The sequence below is a fragment of the Sphingomonas sp. genome (assembly GCF_042091075.1).
Taxonomy (GTDB): domain Bacteria; phylum Pseudomonadota; class Alphaproteobacteria; order Sphingomonadales; family Sphingomonadaceae; genus Sphingomonas.
Map to the genome: position 1 here is coordinate 1 of NZ_JBELIE010000026.1, position 17,196 is coordinate 17,196.

General features: G+C 67.9%; 19 protein-coding genes, 1 tRNA gene and 1 riboswitch. Of the genes, 8 read left to right on the forward strand and 12 right to left on the reverse strand.

Annotated features, from left to right (window positions below; all coding sequences use genetic code 11):
• A partial coding sequence (locus tag ACFDSW_RS04405; RefSeq protein ID WP_375249062.1) for a carbonic anhydrase occupies window positions 1-230 on the reverse strand: 230 nt, incomplete at its 3' end.
• Window positions 231-283: 53 nt separating this feature from the next.
• Between ACFDSW_RS04405 and lipA the strand changes: the two genes are divergently transcribed.
• Window positions 284-1,207, forward strand: coding sequence for a lipoyl synthase (gene lipA, locus ACFDSW_RS04410; RefSeq protein WP_375249063.1), 924 nt, complete (start codon window positions 284-286; stop codon window positions 1,205-1,207).
• On the forward strand, window positions 1,191-1,637 hold the full coding sequence (locus ACFDSW_RS04415) for a type II toxin-antitoxin system RatA family toxin (RefSeq protein ID WP_375249064.1): 447 nt from the start codon (window positions 1,191-1,193) through the stop codon (window positions 1,635-1,637). Before lipA ends, ACFDSW_RS04415 begins: the two co-directional genes overlap by 17 nt.
• A gap of 43 nt (window positions 1,638-1,680) precedes the next feature.
• Here ACFDSW_RS04415 and cobO read toward each other — a convergent pair whose 3' ends face one another.
• Window positions 1,681-2,280: a cob(I)yrinic acid a,c-diamide adenosyltransferase gene (gene cobO / locus ACFDSW_RS04420; RefSeq protein WP_375249065.1), complete on the reverse strand. Its 600-nt coding sequence runs from the start codon at window positions 2,278-2,280 to the stop codon at window positions 1,681-1,683.
• Window positions 2,281-2,341: 61 nt separating this feature from the next.
• Window positions 2,342-2,863, reverse strand: coding sequence for a bifunctional adenosylcobinamide kinase/adenosylcobinamide-phosphate guanylyltransferase (gene cobU / locus ACFDSW_RS04425; RefSeq protein ID WP_375249066.1), 522 nt, complete (start codon window positions 2,861-2,863; stop codon window positions 2,342-2,344).
• A gap of 49 nt (window positions 2,864-2,912) precedes the next feature.
• Between cobU and ACFDSW_RS04430 the strand changes: the two genes are divergently transcribed.
• Genes ACFDSW_RS04430 through ACFDSW_RS04440 form a run of 3 tightly spaced genes read left to right on the forward strand, consistent with a single transcriptional unit; the run spans window position 2,913 to window position 6,275 of the window.
• Entirely contained in the window at window positions 2,913-3,902 is a 990-nt protein-coding gene (locus ACFDSW_RS04430; RefSeq protein ID WP_375249067.1) for an aminotransferase class I/II-fold pyridoxal phosphate-dependent enzyme, read from the forward strand.
• Entirely contained in the window at window positions 3,895-4,833 is a 939-nt protein-coding gene (cbiB, locus tag ACFDSW_RS04435) for an adenosylcobinamide-phosphate synthase CbiB (RefSeq protein ID WP_375249068.1), read from the forward strand. The genes ACFDSW_RS04430 and cbiB overlap by 8 nt, the downstream gene beginning before the upstream one ends.
• A complete protein-coding gene (locus ACFDSW_RS04440; RefSeq protein ID WP_375249069.1) occupies window positions 4,821-6,275 on the forward strand; it encodes a cobyric acid synthase in 1,455 nt (484 codons plus the stop codon). Before cbiB ends, ACFDSW_RS04440 begins: the two co-directional genes overlap by 13 nt.
• Here the strand turns inward: ACFDSW_RS04440 and cobS are convergent.
• The 8 genes from cobS to ACFDSW_RS04480 all read right to left on the reverse strand — a co-directional run bounded on the left by cobS (window position 6,260) and on the right by ACFDSW_RS04480 (window position 13,572).
• The gene (gene cobS / locus ACFDSW_RS04445) at window positions 6,260-6,979 is read right to left on the reverse strand and encodes an adenosylcobinamide-GDP ribazoletransferase (protein ID WP_375249070.1); all 720 of its coding nucleotides are present in this window, start codon (window positions 6,977-6,979) and stop codon (window positions 6,260-6,262) included. The genes ACFDSW_RS04440 and cobS overlap by 16 nt on opposite strands.
• Window positions 6,976-7,530: a histidine phosphatase family protein gene (locus ACFDSW_RS04450; RefSeq protein ID WP_375249071.1), complete on the reverse strand. Its 555-nt coding sequence runs from the start codon at window positions 7,528-7,530 to the stop codon at window positions 6,976-6,978. Before ACFDSW_RS04450 ends, cobS begins: the two co-directional genes overlap by 4 nt.
• The gene (gene cobT, locus ACFDSW_RS04455; RefSeq protein WP_375249072.1) at window positions 7,527-8,534 is read right to left on the reverse strand and encodes a nicotinate-nucleotide--dimethylbenzimidazole phosphoribosyltransferase; all 1,008 of its coding nucleotides are present in this window, start codon (window positions 8,532-8,534) and stop codon (window positions 7,527-7,529) included. The genes ACFDSW_RS04450 and cobT overlap by 4 nt, the downstream gene beginning before the upstream one ends.
• Entirely contained in the window at window positions 8,531-8,926 is a 396-nt protein-coding gene (locus ACFDSW_RS04460; protein WP_375249073.1) for a DUF1636 domain-containing protein, read from the reverse strand. Before ACFDSW_RS04460 ends, cobT begins: the two co-directional genes overlap by 4 nt.
• On the reverse strand, window positions 8,923-9,480 hold the full coding sequence (locus tag ACFDSW_RS04465; RefSeq protein ID WP_375249074.1) for a hypothetical protein: 558 nt from the start codon (window positions 9,478-9,480) through the stop codon (window positions 8,923-8,925). Before ACFDSW_RS04465 ends, ACFDSW_RS04460 begins: the two co-directional genes overlap by 4 nt.
• 12 nt (window positions 9,481-9,492) lie before the next feature.
• Window positions 9,493-11,517: a TonB-dependent receptor plug domain-containing protein gene (locus tag ACFDSW_RS04470; protein ID WP_375249075.1), complete on the reverse strand. Its 2,025-nt coding sequence runs from the start codon at window positions 11,515-11,517 to the stop codon at window positions 9,493-9,495.
• A gap of 106 nt (window positions 11,518-11,623) precedes the next feature.
• A riboswitch (cobalamin riboswitch) is annotated at window positions 11,624-11,818 on the reverse strand.
• Between the two features lie 21 nt (window positions 11,819-11,839).
• The gene (locus ACFDSW_RS04475; protein WP_375249076.1) at window positions 11,840-12,592 is read right to left on the reverse strand and encodes an ABC transporter ATP-binding protein; all 753 of its coding nucleotides are present in this window, start codon (window positions 12,590-12,592) and stop codon (window positions 11,840-11,842) included.
• Window positions 12,586-13,572, reverse strand: a complete 987-nt coding sequence (locus tag ACFDSW_RS04480) for a FecCD family ABC transporter permease (RefSeq protein ID WP_375249077.1) — start codon at window positions 13,570-13,572, stop codon at window positions 12,586-12,588. Before ACFDSW_RS04480 ends, ACFDSW_RS04475 begins: the two co-directional genes overlap by 7 nt.
• Before the next feature lie 196 nt (window positions 13,573-13,768).
• On the opposite strand from ACFDSW_RS04480, the gene ACFDSW_RS04485 reads away from it, so the two are divergent.
• A complete protein-coding gene (locus ACFDSW_RS04485) occupies window positions 13,769-14,587 on the forward strand; it encodes an ABC transporter substrate-binding protein (protein WP_375249078.1) in 819 nt (272 codons plus the stop codon).
• 110 nt (window positions 14,588-14,697) lie between these two features.
• Here the strand turns inward: ACFDSW_RS04485 and ACFDSW_RS04490 are convergent.
• Window positions 14,698-14,774, reverse strand: a tRNA-Arg gene (locus ACFDSW_RS04490).
• Window positions 14,775-14,863: 89 nt separating this feature from the next.
• On the opposite strand from ACFDSW_RS04490, the gene ACFDSW_RS04495 reads away from it, so the two are divergent.
• Entirely contained in the window at window positions 14,864-15,598 is a 735-nt protein-coding gene (locus tag ACFDSW_RS04495; RefSeq protein ID WP_375249079.1) for a queuosine precursor transporter, read from the forward strand.
• Window positions 15,599-15,872: 274 nt separating this feature from the next.
• On the forward strand, window positions 15,873-17,196 hold a 1,324-nt coding region (mauJ, locus tag ACFDSW_RS04500), incomplete at its 3' end, for a methylamine utilization protein MauJ (RefSeq protein ID WP_375249080.1).

Below are 17,196 nucleotides of genomic sequence, written 5' to 3' on the forward strand. Positions count from 1 at the left end.
CCGCCGGTCTCGAACGGCGGCACCAGATTGGCGACGTTGCGCACCACGAACACCTCACCCGGGCGGCTGCCGAAGATGGTGGCCGGTTCGACGCGGCTGTCGGAGCAGGCGATAATCATGACGCGCGGCGATTGCCCCTCCGCCAACTCCTTCCAGCGGTCGCGTTCCTCAAGCCACTCGGTGCCGCGAAAACGGTAGTAGCCGTCGATCAGATCGCGAAACTTGCTCATTCGTCAAAAACCCTTTCGTTGTCTGATGGCGCCGCAATCGCTATCTGCGGCGTATGAACGAGATGACCCCGCTTTCGGCTCCCGTGCGTCAGCGCAAACCCGACTGGATCCGCGTCAAGGCGCCGACCAGCGAAGGATTCGCCGCGACCCGTGCCCTGATGCGCTCGAAGAGCCTGACCACCGTCTGCGAGGAAGCCGCCTGCCCGAACATCGGCGAGTGCTGGACGAAGAAGCATGCGACGGTGATGATCCTGGGGGATACGTGCACCCGCGCCTGCGCTTTCTGCAACGTCAAGACCGGGATGCCACGCGCGGTGGACCCGATGGAGCCGCAGAACGTCGCCGATGCCGCGGCGCAGATGGGGCTTGAGCATATCGTCGTGACCTCCGTTGACCGCGATGACCTGCCCGACGGCGGGGCGAAGCAGTTCGTGAAGGTGATCGAAGCGATTCGCCGGACCAACCCGACGACCACGATCGAAATCCTCACGCCCGATTTCCGCAATAAACATGAAGCGGCGGTGGAGGCCATCGTTGCGGCGCGTCCAGACGTATATAATCACAATCTGGAAACGGTGCCGCGCCTGTATCCGACGATCCGGCCCGGCGCGCGATACTATGCGTCGATCCGGCTGCTGGAAAGCGTCAAGAAACTTGACCCGTCGATCTTCACCAAGTCGGGCGTGATGCTCGGGCTGGGGGAGGAGCGGCTGGAAGTGCATCAGGTGATGGACGACATGCGCTCCGCCGACATCGATTTCCTGACGATGGGTCAATATCTGCAGCCGACCCCGCGCCACGCGAAGGTGCAGGATTTCGTGACCCCCGCGGCGTTCGATGCCTATGCCGCGATCGCGCGGGCAAAGGGCTTCCTGCTGGTCGCCTCATCGCCGCTGACCCGCTCAAGCTATCATGCGGGTGATGATTTCGCGAGGATGAAGGCCGCGCGCGAGGCGAAGCTTGCCCAAGCACGCTGAGACGCGCCACCTGCCGTACAGCCGGGAGCAGATGTTCGATCTGGTCGCGGACGTGCGCCAATATCCCGCCTTCCTGCCATGGGTCAGCGCGATGCGCGTGCGGCAGGACGGGGATAGCGAAACCGTGGCGGACATGATCGTCGGCTTCAAGGGGCTGCGCGAGACGTTCACCTCGAAGGTCAGCAAAACGCGACCGGAGACGATCCACGTCGAATATGTCGATGGCCCGCTGAAATTCCTGCACAACGACTGGCGTTTCCGCGACGACGGGGCGGGGGGGTGCTACGTCGACTTCACGGTCGATTTCGCGTTCAAGAACCGGATGTTCGAAATGCTGGCCGGGCAGGTGTTCGGCGTCGCGCTGCGCAGGATGATCGGCGCGTTCGAGGAGCGGGCGGCGGCATTGTACGGGACGGCGGCCACCGCCTGACGAAGGGCCGCATCCGCGGTTGGCGCCGGGGGCGACGCCGGCGTCAGAATTCCACGCCGCGCTGCGCCTTGATCCCCTGTTCGCGGAAGGGGTGTTTCACCAATTGCATCTCGGTCACCAGATCGGCGGCGGCGATCAGGCCGTCGGGGGCGTTGCGGCCGGTGATGACCACATGCGTCATCGCCGGTTTCCGCGCCAGCACGTCCAGAACCTCGTCAAGCGGGAGATAGTCGTAGCGCAGCACGATATTCAGCTCGTCTGCGATGACCAGATCATAGTGCGGATCGAGGATCATCCGCGACACCTCCGCCCATGCCGCGCGGGCGGAGGCGATGTCCGCGCTGCGATCCTGCGTGTCCCAGGTGAAGCCGTCGCCCATCGCGCGGAACTCTACCCCCGGTAGCGTTGCGACGATCGCTGCCTCGCCGGTCGTCATCGCACCCTTGACGAACTGGATCATGCCCACCGTCATGCCATGTCCCGCGGCGCGCACCAGCATGCCGAGCGCGGCGGTGGTCTTGCCCTTGCCAGCGCCGGTGTGGACGATGATCAGCCCCTTCTCGCCGTCGCGTTCGGCGACGATGCGATCCTGCACCGCCTTTTTCTTCGCCATGCGGACGGCGTGTTCGGCATCGGTTCGCATCGCTGTCTCCTGAGCGCATTTGTCGACCAGCCTTGCGGCGGTTCGTCGCGGTCCGCAACCGTCAGCCGGCGCCACGGATTCGCAGCGGCAGCCCGGCCACGACCAGATCGACGGCATCGCACGCCGCCGCCACCCGTTGGTTCAGTCGGCCCGCAGCGTCACGGAAGCGGCGCGCCAGCGGGTTTTCGGGTACGATTCCGAAGCCGACTTCGTTGCTGACGAGGACGACCGGCAGCGGAGCGGCCTGCAGCGCGGTTATCAGATCGTCGCCGGCGCGATCGAGGTCATGATCGGCGAGCAGCAGATTGGACAGCCACAGCGTCAGACAATCGACCAGCACCACGCCGGCCGGCGCCGCCCCGGCGCGGATCGCCTGCGGAACGGCGATCGGCGCTTCGACGGTCGACCAGCCGATGTCGCGATCCGCGCGATGGCGCGCGATCCGGTCGCGCATCTCGTCATCGAATGCCTGCGCCGTCGCGACGAACAGGCGCTGTGCCGCGACCGTCTCCGCCAGCTGTTGGGCGTGTCGGCTCTTGCCCGAACGGGCGCCGCCGAGCACCAGGATCGTCCGTATCGCCATTGTCGTGCCTCGCCGCTTGCCGTCGCCGCCGCGAATGGCGAAGGCGGGTATGATGACGCAAGCGGAAACCTCGGCATTGGTGCACCATGGCGGGCGGATCGACGCGGCCGCGCGCCGCTATCCCGCGGCACCCAGGCCGTGGCTGGATCTCTCGACGGGGATCAATCCGTGCCCATGGTCCCCGGCAGAGGGTGAGGCGATCGACCATGGCGCGCTGCCGCCCGTCGACGGGCTGCGCGCGCTGGAAGCCAGTGCCGCGCGGCACTTCGCCGTCGAGGCGGAGCGGGTCGTCGCCATGCCCGGCAGCGAACTCGCGCTGCGGTTGCTGGCGCATGCCATCCTGCCGCGCCCGATCACTGCGCTATGGCCCAGTTACGGTACGCATCGTGATATCGCCGATCGCCATATCGCGATCGACACGCCCCTCGGGTCGGCTCAGGCGGCGGGAACCTTGTTGCTGGCGCAGCCGAACAATCCCGACGGGCGCTTGCACGATCCCGTTGCGTTGTCGTCGCTGGCGCATGGGGATCGCTGGTTGCTGGTCGATGAGGCGTTCGCCGATGCCACGCCGGACTGCAGCGTCCTGCCGCACCTCGCCCCGGACGCGCCGGTGGTGGTGACGCGCTCGTTCGGCAAGTTCTTCGGATTGGCCGGGGTCCGGCTGGGCTTCGTGATCGCCCCATTGCCGGTCGTCGGGCGCTTGCGGGCGCTGCTTGGCGACTGGCCGGTTACAACGCAGGCGATTGCCTGGGGAAGTGCGGCCTATGCCGATCGCGACTGGATCGAGGCGACGCGCCGTGATCTGCGCGATCGTGCGGCACGGCTCGATGCGATGCTGGCGCGGCACGGGCTCGCGCCGCGCGGGTGCTGCCCACTGTTCCGGCTGGTGGAGGATCACGACGCGCAGGGGTGGTTCGAACGGCTGGCGGGGGCGGGCATCCTGACCCGCCCGTTCGCGGAGCGCCCCGACCGGCTGCGCTTCGGGGTGCCCGGCGATGCGGCGGCATTCGAACGGCTGGAGCGCGCGCTGCGTGGCTGATCCGGGGATCATCGCGGCGATGCTGCTGGATCTGGCGATCGGCTGGCCGGCGGCATGGTATGCGCGCGTCGGCCATCCCGTCGGTGCAATCGCGCGCGTCATCGCGGCGGGGGAAGGCCGGTGGAACACCGCCGACCGGTCGGCGGCGGCGCGACGTGGATATGGCGTGATGCTGATGGCCGGGGTGATCCTGCTGAGCGGCGGCGTGGCCTGGCTGGCACAGCTGGGTGCGCATGCACTGCCCGACCCCGCCGGGTGGATCGCGATCGCCGTGCTGGCGTGGCCGGCGCTGGCGATGCGCAGCCTGGCGGAGCATGTGCGCCCGATCGCCGTCGCACTGGAAGCCCGCGATCTGCCCCGCGCGCGTGCGGCAGTGGCCCGGATCGTCGGGCGCGATACCGCCACGCTGGACGACAATGGCGTCGCCCGCGCCGCGATCGAAAGCCTGTCCGAAAGCCTGTGCGACGGCGTCGTCGCGCCGCTGTTCTGGTTCGCGGTCGCCGGATTGCCCGGCCTGTGGGCGTATAAGGCGATCAACACGGCAGACAGCCTGATCGGCCATCGCGAGGACCGCTGGCGCGCGTTCGGCTGGGCGGCGGCGCGGATCGATGATGGCGCCAACTGGATCCCCGCGCGACTTTCCGGTGTGTTGCTGTGCGTGGTCGGCGGGGGCGGATGGCGAGTAATGTGGCGCGACGCGCGGCGACACGCCTCGCCCAATGCCGGCTGGCCGGAGGCGGCGATGGCCGGGGCGCTACGGGTCGCGCTGGCGGGGCCGGTCGCTTACGATGGCGTGTTGCAGGACAAGCCTTGGATCGGTGCCGCCGGACGGCTGGCAACGAGCGGCGATCTGCGCCGGGCTCTGGTGATCTATCGGCGGGTGATCGCGCTTTTGTTGATCGTGGCGGGGGGATGGGCATGGTGGGGGTGATGATCCAGGGCACTGGGTCCGACGTCGGCAAGTCCGTGCTGGTCGCGGGCCTGTGCCGCGTGCTGAGCAATCGCGGGCTGCGGGTGCGCCCCTTCAAACCGCAGAACATGAGCAACAACGCCGCCGTGACGGCCGACGGTGGCGAGATCGGCCGTGCGCAGGCGACCCAGGCGCTGGCCTGTCGTACACCCGCCAGCGTCGATATGAATCCCGTGCTGCTGAAGCCCGAGGGCGACCGTTCGTCGCAACTGATCGTGCGCGGGCAGCGGCGCGGCACGCTGACCTCCACGCGCTGGCGTGAGGGGCGTGAGGGGCTGCTCGACGAGGTGCTCGACAGCTATCGGCGCTTGTCGGCGGACGCGGATATCGTCGTGGTGGAGGGCGCGGGCTCGCCCGCCGAAACCAATTTGCGCGCCGGCGACATCGCCAACATGGGCTTCGCGCGCGCGGCGGGGGTGCCCGTGGTCCTGGCGGGTGATATCGATCGAGGCGGCGTGATCGCGGCGCTGGTCGGAACGAAGGTGGTGATCGACCCCGACGATGCGGGGATGATCCGTGGCTTTCTGGTCAACAAGTTTCGCGGTGATCCTTCGCTGTTCGCGGCGGGGATGGACACGATCGTGCAGCGCACCGGCTGGCGACCACTGGGGATCGTGCCCTTCCTGCGCGCCGCCCGTCGGCTGCCCAGCGAGGATGCGGTGGTGCTGGATCGGCCCGCCGCGCGGAACGGCGAGCAGGCGGTGATTGCCTGCCCGATCACGCCGCGGATCGCCAATTTCGACGATCTCGATCCGCTGCGGCTCGAACCCGGCGTCGATCTGGTGATGGTCCCGCCGGGCATGCCGATCCCGGATGCCGCGATGATCGTGCTGGCGGGATCGAAGGCGACGCTGGCCGATCTGGCGTTTTTGCGGGCCGAGGGATGGGATGTCGACATTCGCGCGCACCATCGTCGCGGTCGGCCGGTGCTGGGCCTATGCGGCGGCTACCAGATGCTGGGGCGGCGGATCGCTGACCCGGATGGGGTCGAGGGGCCGGCGGGGGAGGCACCGGGGCTGGGGCTGCTCGATGTCGAGACCGTTCTGACCGCTGACAAGACGCTGACCGAAGTGAGCGGGGCAGCGCTGGGCGCACCGTTCCGTGGATATGAGATCCATCTCGGCCGAACCACCGGCCCGGATACCGCCACGCCGGTGGGACGGTTGACGAACGGGCGTGGTGAGGGTGCGATGTCGCGCGACGGGCTGGTGGCGGGCAGCTATATCCACGGCCTGTTCGGGTTGGCGGCGCAGCGTGCGGCGTGGCTGGCGCGGATCGGCGTATCGGCCGAGGGGCCCGATCACCATGCCGATGTCGATGCCGCGCTTGACGAGGTCGCGATCGCGCTGGAACAGTCGCTGGATATCGACGCGATCCTCGCGATCGCTCAGGCGGCGCGCTGAGCCACGACCAGTGCGAGCAGCAGCGCGGTTTCGGTCAGCTCGATCCCGGCCCCATGCAGGTCACCGCTGATCCCTCCCAGCCGGCGCGCGAACCAGCCGCCTAGTGCGGCGATCACCAGCGGCGCAATGATCAGGCCGGGGGATAGGACCATGAGCCCCACCATGATCGCGCCCCAGCCGAGCAGGTCGCGAAGCCGCACCACCCCGTGCAGCGCCGCCCCCATTCCACCGGGGCGTAACGGGCGCAACCATCGCGCCCAGGCGAGCGGCGCCGTTCGCGCGATCGCCGGCACCACGATCAGCGTGAGAACCTGCCCCGGCACCAGAAGGTGAAGCAGGACGAGCTTCGCCGCGAGCAGCGCAACGATCGCGACGACGCCGAAGCTGCCGATATGCGGATCGGCCATCACCCGCAGCAGTCGTTCACGGTCGCCGTGCGAAGCGCCCAGCGCGTCGAACAGGTCGGCCAGCCCGTCGAGGTGCAGCGCGCCGGTGACGAGGATCCAGCCGATCATCGCGCCGAGCGCCCCAAGCCATGGGTCGATCAGCGCGCCCAGCCAGCCGCCTGTCGCGACCACCACGCCGACCGCCAGCCCTGCCACCGGATAGAGTCTGACCGCGCGGGCGTGATCGGCCGCCTGTGGCGTGATCCGCGGCACCGGCAAGCGGGTGAGGAAACCGAGCGCGAGCCACAACGCCGTCATGCGCGCAACCCGGTGACTTGCGCGAGGCGCGGTGCACCGTCCCACACCATCAGCGACAGCAGCGAGGCGTAATCGAGTTGCAGCGTCCAGGCGGTGTCCAGCGACCAGCCGCACAGATGCGCCAGCGCCGCGCGGATCGCGCCGCCATGGGTGACGACCAACGTGGGTTCGGGCGGCAGGTCATCGATCGCTGCGCCGACGCGCTCGATCAGGGACGACCAGCGCTCGCCGCCGGGCGGCGGATGGCCGTCGGGATCATGATGCCAGCGTGACAAGGCGGCGGGATCGATCGTCGCTGGATCGGTGCCGTCCCAGGTGCCGAGATCGAGTTCGCGCCAGCGCGGGTCGATCGCCGCCACATCAATCGCCTCCGCGCAATGGCGGGCTCGCGCCAGATCTGAGGCGACGATCCGCGCGACCGGCAGGTCGGTGGCTTGCGCCACGCATCGTGCGATTCCCGCCTCGGTCACGGCGACGTCGCGATGGCCCCAGAGCCGCCCCGGCTCCACTGGCGCGCCGTGGCGCATCAGGTGGAGCGTGAAGACGGTCATCCGCCGCTGACGCCCGCCTCGGCGAAGGTGGCCATCCCGGCATGGACCGCGAGCGCGCCGCGCACGATCTGAACCGCCAGCGCCCCGCCGCTGCCTTCGCCCAGCCGCATATCGAGCGTCAGTAGCGGCGACAGGCCAAGCCGGTCGAGCAGGCGGCGGTGGCCCGGCTCGGCGGAGCAATGGCCGGCGAGGCAATGGTCGACGATCGCCGGCTGCGCTCTCGCCAGCGGCGCCAGCGCGGCGGTGGCGATGAAGCCGTCGAGGATGATCGGCACGCGACGCCGACGCGCGGCCAGCATCGCGCCGGCGATCGCGGCGATCTCTCGTCCACCCAGACAGCGCAACCGTTCGAAGGGCGTTTGCGCCGCCGCGTGCAGCGTGAGCGCGTCCGCTACGGCCGCGCGCTTTCGTTCGATGCCGGCGGTGTCCACCCCTGTGCCGGGGCCAACCCAATCCACCGCTGCGCCATCGAAGCTGGCGGCGCACAGTGCGGCGGCGGCGGTGGAATTGCCGATTCCCATTTCCCCCAGCACCAGCAGGTCGGCGTTGCCGATCGCGGCAGCACCGATGTTGATCGCGGCGAGGCAGTCGTCGACGTCCATCGCCGGCGCGCAGGTGATGTCACCGGTCGGGCGGTCGAGGTCGATCGGCACCACGTCCAGCGCCAGGCCGGATGCCCGTGCCAGGGCGTTGATCGCGGCGCCGCCCGCGCGGAAATTGTCCACCATCTGCGCGGTCACGGCAGCAGGATACGCGCTCACGCCGCGCGCGACTACGCCGTGATTCCCTGCGAAGACGATCGCGCGCGCCTGTGTGACGTCGGGCCGGTCGGTGCCGTGCCAGCCGGCGAAGAAGACCGCGATCTCCTCCAGCCGACCTAATGAGCCGGGGGGCTTGGTCAGTTGTGCCTGCCTCTCCAGCGCCGCCTGGCGAGCGCTCTCGTTGGCGCCGGGCAGATCGTCGAGCGCCGCGTCGAACGCGGCGGGAGAGGCGAAGACGGTCATGCCGGCAGCATCCCCGCGGGCGGCATCCGCGTCAGGAACCGCCCCTTCACGCCCTGTGGCCAGTCGCGATAGGCGACCTGGCCATCGGCGCTGTCGGCATAGAGCAGCGCGAAATCGAGCATGGCGCGGGCGAGTTCCTCCTCGGCGGTGAAGCGTCCCAGCACATAGCCCCATTTGCCGGCCGCGCGCAGGTGGATCGTGCATCCCTGCTGGCAGGCGAACAGGCACGACACCTGTTCGACCGCGATCCCGTCATAGCGTTGATCGTCGGCCTTGGCGCGTTGCAGCGCCTGCACCAACGCCGCTCCCGCGCCCGGCGCATCGCCGTTCCGGCAGGTGTTGCAGGCGATCACCTCGGCACCGCACGCTCCATCCGCCGCGCGCCAGGTCATGCGATCGCCGCCTCCCGACGTGGCGCCGCGGGCACGCCCGCCGCGACCAGCAGCCGATAGGCGCACCACAAAGCGGCGAGGATTGCGGCGTTGCGGCCGACTTGCCGCAGGGCGATCGCCGGCGAGAGCGCGATATCGACGCCGCCCAGCGCGAATGACCACAGCAGGACGACGCCCTTGAACGCCAACGATGCCGCGACGAAGGCGATCGCGAGGCGGATCGGCGACGACGCGATGGTGGCACCGGCGGCGGTGCGCGCCGCCAGCGTCGCCACCAGCGCCGCGCTGCCCAGTGCGATCGCCCATGCCAGCGTGGTCGCGTCACGCGGATAACCGAGCCAGCAGAAGCCGGTGATCTGGCTGGCTGCCCAGGCGGCGAGCATCAGCAGCACGCCGTCGCGCGCACGCATCTGCGTCGCGGCGAGGGCCGCAAGCGCCGTGAAGGGCGTGGCGCAGGCGAGCAGCAGCGTCGTCACCGTGCTCGCGAGCGTCAGCAGCATGATCCACAGCGTCGATACGCGCGCATCGGCGGCGCGGGGAGGGGAGGAAGTCATCGGTGTCTCCCCTCAGAAGCGGCCACGGATGCCGGCATAGATGCTGCGTCCCAGCGTGCCGTAGCGATAAACGGTCTGATATTGTTCATCGAACACGTTCTCGCCCCGGACGAAGACACGCACCTTCGGCGAGATCGGCAGTTCGGCGCGCAGATCGACGAGGGTATAAGGCGCGAGCCGCGTCGTGTTGCTGGCGTTGTCGAACGATTCGCCCGCCCAGCGGACCGCGGCGCCGAACGACGGCCCGTCGCGGAAGGTATAGTTCGCGGCGGCGTTCCAGGTGTGACGCGGGCGGCGCGCCAGTTGCTTGCCGAACGTCGCCGCACCCGGCGAGCGATCTTCCGAGGCGATCCACGCATAATTGCCATCGATGGTGAGGCCCGCGAACGGTGCGATCCGCCCCGCCGCCTCGATGCCATTGGCGAAGGCCCGCGATACGTTGGAATAATAGCCGAAGCGCTGCGTGGTCGTGCTGCCGGGGGCGAAGCAGAGCGGATCGGTGGTGCCGACCGAACAGCTCGCGAAGTTGATCAGGTCGGTCGAGCGACGCTCGAAATAGGTGGCGCCAATGGCCGCGCGGCCATCGAGGAAGCGTTGCTCCGCTCCCGCTTCCCAGCCGTGCGCCTGTTCGGGACGCAGCGCCTGATTGCCGTATTCGGAGAACAATTGGTACAGCGACGGCGCCTTGAAGCCTTCCGAATAGCTGCCGCGCAACACCGTGCCGGTCGGCAGCACCCACACCCCGCCGCCCGCGAACAGCGTCTTCGCGCCGAAGCGGCTGTGGTCATCGTTGCGCACGCCGCCGGTGAGGGTCAGCCCGCTCACCGGCTGGACGTTGACCTGACCATAGACGCTGGTGATCTCGGCCCGGCCGCGTGCGGGCGCCGGGATCGCCACCGCTAGGCTGGCGGGCGGCGAGACGCTGTCGAAGCGGCTTTTTTCGTTCTCGACGCCAAAGGTCGCGTCCAGCTTTTCGGTCAGCGCGAAGCTGCCCTGATATTCCAGACGATAGTTACGGCCAGCGGCATCGAACGTCTGCTGACGGGCGCGCGAAGGATCGTAATTGTCCCGCTTCGTGTCGGTGTAGCCATAGCCGAAACGGTTGCGCAGCCGGCCATCGAACAGCGCGACGTTCAGGCCGGCGTAGCCGATGAACTCGCGATTGAGCGAATATTCGGCGGTGTCGCCCGAGAAGCCGTCGATATCGGTGCGGCCGTTCGCATAATAGCCGCGCACCTCCGCACTGACGGTATCGGTCAGATCGAGCAGCGCGCGTCCCGCGACCGACTGGTTACGATAGCCGTCCGCCTCGCGCCCGCCGAACGCCGGGGCGATCGCGGAGATGCCGCTGGTGAAGAACGATTGTGCACCGACACGGAACGCCAGCGGGCCGGTACGCCCGCCCACCGCCGCGCGGGCGCTGACGGTATCACGCGCGCCGCCTTCCAGGTCGACGCTGCCTTCCCATGGCGTATCGGGCAGGGGAGTGACCACGTTCACGACGCCGCCGATCGCCTGGCTGCCCCACAGGATCGACTGCGGACCGCGCAACACTTCGATCCGCGACGCATCGCCGGTCAACAGGTTGGCGAAATTGTAGCCACCGCCGGTGGCGGACGGATCGTTGATCTTCACACCGTCGATAACGACGACGGTCTGATCGCTTTCGGCGCCACGGATCCGCAGGCTGGTCGCGGTGCCATAGCCGCCGTTGCGCGACAGCGTCACGCCGGGGGTGCGCACCAGCAGGTCCGCCACCGACAGATCGCCGGCCCGATCGATCGCGGCCTTGTCCAGCACCGTCACCGAGGGGACGACCTGGTCGGCGGGGGTGGGGCTGCGGTTGGCGGTGACGACGATCGCGCCGACGCCCCCGGCGGCTTCACCTGCCGTTTCGCTCGCCGTATCGGTTATCGCCGCGACGTCCGGGGCGGGAGCGGTCTGGCCTGCGTCGGCGGGCGGCGGGGCGGGTTCAGCCGCCGGAGCGGCGGCGGCGGTCGCAAGCAACAGGCCAGCGAACGGATAGAATGTCTTCATGTCAAACCCCCACGTCACGACATCCCCGGGCGGACGCGCCGCCGGAGGTTGATGTTGTCGTCGTCTCGCGGGTTTACCCCCGTCCGTCCGGCGCACCCTGGCCGGTCGAAGGACGACCGCGACGGGCAGGTCTCCTGGCTCGCGGGTCCGCGCCGGTTCTCGCCGCCTTCTCAAGATCCGGGGATCTCAATGGCATGTGGCGTGATGGCTCACCGCTCACAGTTGCAGGGGCAGCCGGGGTCTTGAACCCCGTTCCCTTTTCATCCCCGATAATCGGGGAACCTGTCGCGGTTGCGCCCTTACGCCGCGAGTCGGCGTTTCGTCAACGGAGGCGATCGAAGGGAACGATCAGGCCGTCGGCACGAAGCGCGGTAATGCCATAGACGCTGGCGAGCAGTTCGGGCGTCAGCACCGTGGCCGGCGCTCCGTCCGCCACCAGCCGGCCCTGCGCGAACACCAGCAGCCGATCGCAGAACCGTGCCGCCAGCGTCAGATCGTGGAGCACCGCGATCACCAGCCCGCCGGCGTCCGCTTCGGCGCGCAGCAATTCCATCCCCTCGATCTGATGCGCCGGATCGAGGCTGGCGAGCGGTTCGTCGGCCACCAGCGCGGATGCTTCCACCGCCAACGCCCGCGCCAGCAGCACGCGAGCACGCTCGCCGCCCGACAATTCGGTGGCGATCCGATCGGCCAGCATCGTCACGTCGGTGCGGGCCATCGCCCGCGTGATCGCTTCATGGTCGCGCGCCGACAGCCGTGACCAAGGCGTGAGGTGCGGCAAGCGTCCGAGCGCGACAAGCCGTTCCACCGACAGCGGCCAATGCAGCGTCTGGCCCTGCGGAAGATAGGCGATCTGCCGCGCGATCGTCGCCCGGTCGGGACGCTCGCCGTCGATCGTCACGGTGCCGCCGTGCCGGATGAGCCCCAGCAGCGCTCGAACGAAGGTCGACTTGCCCGCGCCGTTCGGCCCGAGAATGCCGACCAGCTGGCGCGGCGCGAGATGCACCGACACGTCCTCCACCACCCGGCGCCCGCCGAGCGTGACCGCGAGATGATCGGCCGCGATCGTCACCACAGCCGCCGCTCCCGCATCAGATGGACCAGGAATACCGGCACCCCCAGGAATGCGGTGACGACGCCGAGCTTCAGCTCGCTTGACGTCGGGATCAGCCGCACCGCCAGATCCGCGAGTAGCAGCAGTGCTCCCCCCGCCAGCGCGCTCGGCCAGAGCACCGCTGACGGCCGACGATCGGTCAACGGGCGGATCAGATGGGGTACGATCAGCCCGACGAATCCGATCGCGCCGGATACGGCGACCGCGCCTCCCACGCCGATCGCGACGCCGAGCAGCAACCGCCACCGCACCCGCCGCAGGTCGATCCCCAGCGCCGCCGCGCCGTCTTCACCGAGCGTCAGCGCATCGAGCGCACGACTCTGCCCCGTCAGCAGGAGCAGGCCGATCGCGACGCACGGCAAAGCGAGAGCGACGTGCCGGATCGAGCGATCCTCGAGGCTGCCCAGCAACCAGGTGGCGATCTCCATGGCGGCGAAAGGATTGGGCGACAGGTTCAGCGCGAGGCTGATGCCCGCCCCGGCGAGCGTCGATACCGCGATCCCGGCAAGGATCAGCGTCAGCGGACTTTCCGATCGCCCGGCAAGAAGGAACAGCATGCCCAGCGCCGCCAGCGCGCCGGCTATGCCCAACAAGGGAAGCATCGCGTCGTGGCGCTGCGCCAGCCCGAAATACAGTGCGATCACCGCGCCCAGCGCGGCGCCGTTCGACGCGCCCAATACCGATGGTTCGGCCAGTGGGTTGCGCAAATACCCCTGCAATGCCGCGCCGCCGACCCCCAGCATCGCGCCGACCAGGAAACCGAGCAGCACCCTCGGCAGGCGCAGATCGAGCAGGATCGCGCGATCGATCGGATCGCCATGCCCGGTCAGCGCCGCGGCAATCCGCGCCGGCGGGATCGTCGTGGTGCCGACCGCGATGCCCAGCACCGCCGCGATCAGCACCGTCGCGATCAGAAGGGGCCACAACCAGCGGCGGGTCACGTGACGGCGATTCCTCCCGGATGAACAAGATCCCGGTGCGGGATCGCGCGACGCCTAGCGGGTGATCGCGCGAAGAAGAAGCGGCAGATTCGCGCGTCAGTGATATCGCTTGGATAAACGGACGGGCGCGATCGGGGCGGCAAGTCATATCGTATCGCACTGGCGCCGCCGGCGCCGACGCGGCAAAAGCCCGGCGATGCTGGATCGCTTCGCCCGGATCATCGCCTGTATGGGGGCATTGACAGCCGCCCTCGCGCCGTCGACCGCCACCCCCGCACCGCGCCGGATCGTCTCGCTGAACCTGTGCGTCGACCAATATCTGCTCGCCCTCGCCGATCGGCGACAGGTTGCCGGGTTGACCAGCTTCGCGCGCGATCCGGCATTGTCGGCCTATGCCACGCGGGCGGCGCGCTGGCCGGTCAATCGCGGCGGGGCGGAGGATGTGTTGTCGCTGCGCCCGGACCTGATCCTTGTCGCGCCGGGGCGTCGCGCCGACACGATGGCGTTGCTGCGCGGACGCGGCATCGCGATCGTGGAAGTGCCGGAGGCGGACAGCTATGCCGATATCGTCGAGCAGACCCGCCGCGTCGCGGACGTGATCGGACAAAGGGCGCGGGGCGAGCGGCTGATCGCGCGGATGAACGCGCGGCTTGCCCGCGTGCCGGTCAACGCCGGCGGGGGCCGGGTGGCGGCTTATTATCAGCGGCGCGGCTATCTGACCGGCACCGGCACGTTGATCGACGATCTGATGCATCGCGTCGGGCTGCGCAATCTCGCCGCGCGATTGCACAAGCCGGTGCTGTCGCGGGTAGGGCTGGAGGAAATGGCGCGGGCGCATCCGGATTTCCTGCTCGTCGAAAGCGCGACCGATCGTATCGTCGATCACGGCACCGAGATGCTTCACCATCCGCTGCTGCACACCATCGGCCGACTGCGCCTGCCGCAAGCGTGGACGGTATGTGGCAGCCCCGCCTATGTCGACGCCGCCCAGTCTCTGGCGCGACAGTTGCGATAGGGCCGGCATCGGCCCCGCCGCCTATACGATCGCGCCCGCCCCCCGACGATCGATCCAAGATCGATTGATACGGGCGGTGAAGGGTTACCCATCCTGTGTCGTCGATCGAATGGCGCGCCCGGAGGGATTCGAACCCCCGACCAAGGAGGTAGAAGCTCCTTGCTCTATCCAACTGAGCTACGGGCGCCCGGATGCGCGCCTAGCGCGGATTGCGGCGCGGGGGAATGGGCGGCATGATCTCCGCGACAGGGTGCGACGGCGGGGCGAGCGACGGCGATGAGCGGGATCGAGGCGGTGGAGGCGGGCGCGGTATCCGGCGGGCGGCTGCGTCATTACGATCTGGTGATGGCCGCCTTTGTCGCCATCCTGCTGCTGTCGAACGTGCTGGGCGCGGGCAAGGTGGCGCAAATCGTGCTGCCGGGGATCGGCCCATGGCCGTTCGGCGCCGGAATCCTGTTCTTTCCGATCAGCTATATCATCGGAGACGTCCTGACCGAGGTGTACGGCTATGCCCGCGCGCGGCGCGTGATCTGGGTCGGGTTCGCGGCGACGGTGTTCATGGCGTTCATGGCGTGGGTGGTGGTCGCGCTGCCCCCGGCGCCCGACTGGACCAATCAGGCGGCATATGAAACCGTGTTCGGCCAGGTGCCGCGCATCGTTTTCGCGAGCATGTGCGCCTTCTGGGCCGGCGAGTTCGTCAATTCCTATGTCCTCGCGCGGATGAAGGTGTTGACCGACGGGCGGCATCTGTGGATGCGCACGATCGGCTCGACGCTGGCGGGGCAGGGGATCGACAGCCTGATCTTCTATCCGCTCGCCTTCTGGGGCGCGGCGGGGTGGACCAACGCGCTGGTGGTGAAGGTGCTGTTCACGCAATGGGCGCTGAAGGTCGGCTGGGAGGTATTGCTGACCCCGGTCACCTATCTCGTCGTCGGCGCGCTGAAGCGCGGCGAGGGGCTGGACGTCTTCGACCGTGAGACGAACTTCACGCCATTCCGCGCCAAGGTGTGACGGGGGCTGTCACGATATGGGGGATGGCCAAGGGTGGGACAATCCTGCCGATATCGACACCTGAACCAAACGGCCGTTATCGGCGCGAGCAGACGATGCTTGCCACGAAGGATGCTATCGTCCGAGATTAACCGAACGGCTGCGACCTAGTCTAGCCGGGTCCTTAATATGGGGACCCTTGGGACGATGACCGTTAGGAGTGTTCGCAAACAGGTGACACCAGCAGCGATATTGACCTGTTGCCAAGCGCAAACCGTAGTGATCGAATAGGTGCATGGTGATGCGCGATGATATGGGGATGCCCCGCCGTACCGAGATTGGCACCCGCGAAGCTAAATTTGCGGCGGCTCCAGAATTAAACGAGCGCGGCGATTGGCTGTGCGTGAATGTCGAAACATCCTGCCCATGGCCGGTCTATCCGCAATCCTTCGAGTTCGCCGACCACCTGATGTGGATCATACCGCTCACCCAGGAGGATTATGGGGGCGTGGCGATGAAGGTGGCGAAAGGCCTTAGCCGCGAAGAAGCCGAAGGCCTGATGCTACGGTTCCTCAGCGTGCTGTCGTGGCGGGAGCGCAGTGGAATCGCCGTCGCCCATCGTTCTGGCGGCAGCATGCCTATGATGATGGGTTTGAATAAGAAACTCGGGTTTGCGATCCGGGAAGAATTCGATCTGATCGATCTGAGGTGCCCTGAAGAGGAAGGGCCACGCATCGCGCTCGCGTTGATGCGCGAAGCACTTAGCCTTAATCATCATGGCTACGCGTTTCTGTCGTACTGGCGTGTTCTTGAACTGGCCTATCCCGTAACAAAGGCCCGCGTTGATTGGATGCAGGCTATCCTGCCCACGCTGAAGGGGCCAGGCATAAAGGAAGCGCTCGAGACGATCGCCGCGCAAGGCGCGCAAGACGTTTGCCGGCATCTCTTTGAATCGGGCCGATGCGCGATGGCTCACGCCTCCGGCAAACCGATCATCAATCCGGATGACCCACGAGACGCGCTTCGTCTTTACCGTGAACTGCCCCTGGTGCGGATGCTGGCGGAAAGGGCGATCGAAGCGGGTTTCGGCATCCCGACTCCTTCAACAGAATATGCGCAGCACTTGTACGAATTAAGGGGATGGAAGCAGATTTTCGGCGACGATCTGATCGGGCGACTGCTCAGCGGTGAAGGTCCGCGCGAGGGGGAGAACGCAGACATGCCAAACGTCAGTGTGCGCCTCCGGCGACGGCCGCCATACCCACCCATGGAGAACATGACGATCGCGGGTCTTGATGTGGAAGGCGCGATTGTCAGGGTCGCGTACGCGTCAGCCGATGGCTTGTTTGAGATGCGCTTCCGGCTCGATTTTGGCGAGGAGCGGCTGCATTTTGCGATCGAAGACGGGATCTACGGTCACGACGATGGTTCAGTGGCAGCGGCGGAATACCGCCGGGAATTTCATCGGTTCTTCCGTGACTATTTCCTCAACGGGGAATTGGTCATCGTCAACAGCAACACCGCCGAAATTCTTTCCCGAAAAGACGCGTTCCTGCCGACGAACTGCTACGTAGAGTTGGACGCGTGCAATGCCAAAATTGCCCAGGCGCAGGTCGAGG

Bases quoted from the DNA above. Each gene is read 5' to 3' on its own strand.
- lipA (WP_375249063.1), top strand. From the start codon at position 284: ATGAACGAGATGACCCCGCTTTCGGCTCCCGTGCGTCAGCGCAAACCC.
- cobO (WP_375249065.1), bottom strand. From the start codon at position 2,280: ATGCGAACCGATGCCGAACACGCCGTCCGCATGGCGAAGAAAAAGGCG.
- cobU (WP_375249066.1), bottom strand. From the start codon at position 2,863: ATGGCGATACGGACGATCCTGGTGCTCGGCGGCGCCCGTTCGGGCAAG.
- ACFDSW_RS04430 (WP_375249067.1), top strand. From the start codon at position 2,913: ATGATGACGCAAGCGGAAACCTCGGCATTGGTGCACCATGGCGGGCGG.
- ACFDSW_RS04440 (WP_375249069.1), top strand. From the start codon at position 4,821: ATGGTGGGGGTGATGATCCAGGGCACTGGGTCCGACGTCGGCAAGTCC.
- cobS (WP_375249070.1), bottom strand. From the start codon at position 6,979: ATGACGGCGTTGTGGCTCGCGCTCGGTTTCCTCACCCGCTTGCCGGTG.
- ACFDSW_RS04450 (WP_375249071.1), bottom strand. From the start codon at position 7,530: ATGACCGTCTTCACGCTCCACCTGATGCGCCACGGCGCGCCAGTGGAG.
- cobT (WP_375249072.1), bottom strand. From the start codon at position 8,534: ATGACCGTCTTCGCCTCTCCCGCCGCGTTCGACGCGGCGCTCGACGAT.
- ACFDSW_RS04460 (WP_375249073.1), bottom strand. From the start codon at position 8,926: ATGACCTGGCGCGCGGCGGATGGAGCGTGCGGTGCCGAGGTGATCGCC.
- ACFDSW_RS04465 (WP_375249074.1), bottom strand. From the start codon at position 9,480: ATGACTTCCTCCCCTCCCCGCGCCGCCGATGCGCGCGTATCGACGCTG.
- ACFDSW_RS04470 (WP_375249075.1), bottom strand. From the start codon at position 11,517: ATGAAGACATTCTATCCGTTCGCTGGCCTGTTGCTTGCGACCGCCGCC.
- ACFDSW_RS04485 (WP_375249078.1), top strand. From the start codon at position 13,769: ATGCTGGATCGCTTCGCCCGGATCATCGCCTGTATGGGGGCATTGACA.
- ACFDSW_RS04495 (WP_375249079.1), top strand. From the start codon at position 14,864: ATGAGCGGGATCGAGGCGGTGGAGGCGGGCGCGGTATCCGGCGGGCGG.